The sequence below is a fragment of the Moorena sp. SIO4E2 genome, from assembly GCF_010671945.1.
GTDB classification, from domain to species: domain Bacteria; phylum Cyanobacteriota; class Cyanobacteriia; order Cyanobacteriales; family Coleofasciculaceae; genus Moorena; species Moorena producens.
On sequence record NZ_JAAHIE010000741.1, the window covers coordinates 1 to 3,015 of the forward strand.

Below are 3,015 nucleotides of genomic sequence, written 5' to 3' on the forward strand. Positions count from 1 at the left end.
TCAAAACCGATTATGTACTTAAAAAAATCCCAAACCCCTTTATTACTGCTGCTGTGGATTACGATTGGGACCTTGCTCCGCTTTGCTAGTCTAGGGGTTTTACCTCCTTGGACTGATGAATGTGCCACAACAGTATTTAGCTTGGGTAACAGTTTTTACTCGTTACCTCTGAATCAGTTTATGGGAGTAGAAACCCTATTAAGCCCACTACAACCGTCTCCTGAAGCTGGCATTAGTGATGTTATTCATTATTTATTAACGGAAAGTACCCATCCCCCAGTTTATTTTGCTCTGACTCATCTGTGGCTGAAACTATTCCGATTAGAGGATGGTATGGTTTCGATTTGGGCAGTGCGATCGCTTTCTGCTTTATTGGGAGTAATCTCGATTCCTGCTATCTTTTGCCTAGGTCGGCTGGCCTTTCGCTCACTATTGGTAGGTCACATAGCAGCAGCAATGATGGCTGTTTCCCCTTTCGGGATTTTTCTAGCTCAACAGGCTCGTCATTATACTCTGGCTATTTTGCTGGTGATAGTATCTCTGGGTTGCTTGGTGAAAGCGGTAGAGTTAATCCACCGTGGTGAACGGTTGCCCAGTTGGCTAGGGTTAGCGTGGGTGGGAGTGAATAGTCTGGGGATTGCTACCCATTATTTTTTTATCTTGACCTTAGGTGCGGAAGCGATCGCATTATTCCGACAAGCTTGGCGACAAACTCAGCAAGACCGACTAGCTTTGCTCAAACCTTACTGGTGGCGGATTTATGGAGTAGCTATGGGTTCCTTAGCGGGATGTTTAGTGTGGATACCGGCCTTACAAGCGATTCATGATAGTCCCCCTACCCAATGGATTTATAGCCAAAATGCGATCGCACGATGGATTGAACCCATAGGACGATTCCTACTATGGCTGTTCAGTATGGTTTTACTGCTACCTTCCTCTTTCTATGACCTATCCCTAGGAATTGTGATTGTTTCCGGTATAGTTACCTTAATCCTAGTGGTTTGGATAGTATCCCATCTCCGCTATGGACTGAAATTGCAGCAACTCGATCACCATAACCGTTTCGCTATCACCATCCTAAGGGACTATGTCTTAGCAGCAATTGGGTTATGTTTAGTCTTGACCTGGGGTTTCGGTATAGATTTAAGCACAGCCCCTCGTTTTCACTTCGTCTACTTTCCAGCAGTCATGCTCTTGGTGGCAGTGAGCTTAGGTGGTTGTTGGAATCAGATTCATCATTCCGCAGTTTTCAAGGGATCCCCCCTAACCCCCCTTAATAAGGGGGGGAAAGAGTACGGAAGTCTTATTCAGAGGCAGACAGAGCTGGGATCCCCCCTAACCCCCCTTAATAAGGGGGGGAAAGAGTACGGAAGTCTTATTCAGAGGCAGACAGAGCTGGGATCCCCCCTAACCCCCCTTAATAAGGGGGGGAAAGAGCAGGGAGCAGGGAGCAGGGAGCAGGGAAATGGAACAAAATTCGATGTACCTGATCGGGATGACAAAGGGTATACAGCAAATTCCGCCCCCCTAACCCCCCAAATTTGGGGGGAAATTGAGTCAAAGTCCCCCAGAATTGGGGGATTTAGGGGGCTTGCAGCTAAAAGCAGTGAGGTCAATTCATCTGAAAAAGGCTATAAGTCTTACTTTGGCAAAAGGATAGTTGTAGCGGTATGGTTGATTGGGTTGTTGGGTGGATTAGTGACAGTCTCGAATCTTGGTTATCTTCAAAACGAACGCCCGGATCTACTAGTGTCTGTTGTTAAGGAAGCAAGTGAAGCGCCGGTTCTTGATGCAGTCGCTCATGGGGGAAACCCCCAAGACCGCGCTGCATCGCTTGCGATCGCAACGACCTACAAACACCATGGACAGACCGGGCGCATGATGGGATTAGCTTGGGGATTGAAGGGTATGGCTGTTGCTAATGGTTCTAATGATAATTCCAGGGATTTTCCCCAATTTTTCTTAGTAGGTCGTGACCGGAATAGTTCCAGTTATGAAGATGCTGTCCAACAATTACAACAACAATTAAAGGAATTGCCACGACCACTAGACTTATGGTTAGTCAATTTCCGTACCAAAGTTGACCTAGAGTCTCAGCAATGCTTTCGAGAAAAGCGCTCTCGAAAGTGGGCTGGTCAATATAGTTATAAGCTTTATCGATGTGTTAATAATTAAGCAGTCAGCAGTCAGCGGTCAGCGGTCAGCGGTCAGCGGTCAGCGGTCAGCGGTCAGCGGTCAGCGGTCAGCGGTCAGCTTAACATAAACCTGTTTCAGTAGAATTTAATAGTTCGAGATTAATGAAAATTGAAGTAAGCATTCAGTGGTCAGTGGTCAGCTTATTTTATTCAAAATCACCTCAAGTAGCCTGGGCACAAGCCTTTGGCTGATAGCTGATAGCTGATAGCTGATGGCTAATAGCTGATAGCTGACTGCTGACCGCTGACTGCTTATTGCTTAAATAACAAGATAAAACCTAGTGAAAATACCATGGATAAAGACACTAAATTTGCTTTACTCGTAATTGCTATTCCCCTCTGTGGGTTAATTTATTGTGGCTCAGCAATAGCAGTGATGGTTTACAGCGAATATGTCAGAGAACATCCCTTGACATTTGGTACCCTATTTTTACTAATTCCATTCGCTACCGGAGCATTTACTTGGTTGAGAGCTTCCGCTAAAGCTTATCAAGAAAATGGAACAGGGAGTAGGGAATAGGGAGTCGGGAGTAGGGAGTCGGGAGTCGGGAGTCGGGAGTCGGGAGTCGGGAAATTCGGATCAAAAATTATCACGATTAATTTAGGATTACTATACTCTACTGAAAGGCCAAGGGTAAACAACCTTAAACCTTAAACCTTGGCCAATAGGCCACGCTACGCGAACAACATCCTAACCTTAAACCTTGGCCAATAGGCCACGCTACGCGAACAACATCCTAACCTTAAACCTTGGCCAATAGGCCACGCTACGCGAACAACATCCTAACCTTAAACCTTGGCCAATAGGCCACGCTACGCG

2 protein-coding genes are annotated in these 3,015 nt (G+C 46.1%); both read left to right on the top strand.

The features are described 5' to 3' along the window. A partial coding sequence (locus F6K37_RS36340; protein ID WP_287255838.1) for a glycosyltransferase family 39 protein occupies positions 1-2,175 on the top strand: 2,175 nt, incomplete at its 5' end. Positions 2,176-2,487: 312 nt separating this feature from the next. Further along, on the top strand, positions 2,488-2,715 hold the full coding sequence (locus F6K37_RS36345; RefSeq protein WP_287255840.1) for a hypothetical protein: 228 nt from the start codon (positions 2,488-2,490) through the stop codon (positions 2,713-2,715). The last annotated feature ends 300 nt before the right edge of the window (positions 2,716-3,015 follow it).

Bases quoted from the DNA above. Each gene is read 5' to 3' on its own strand.
- F6K37_RS36345 (WP_287255840.1), top strand. From the start codon at position 2,488: ATGGATAAAGACACTAAATTTGCTTTACTCGTAATTGCTATTCCCCTC.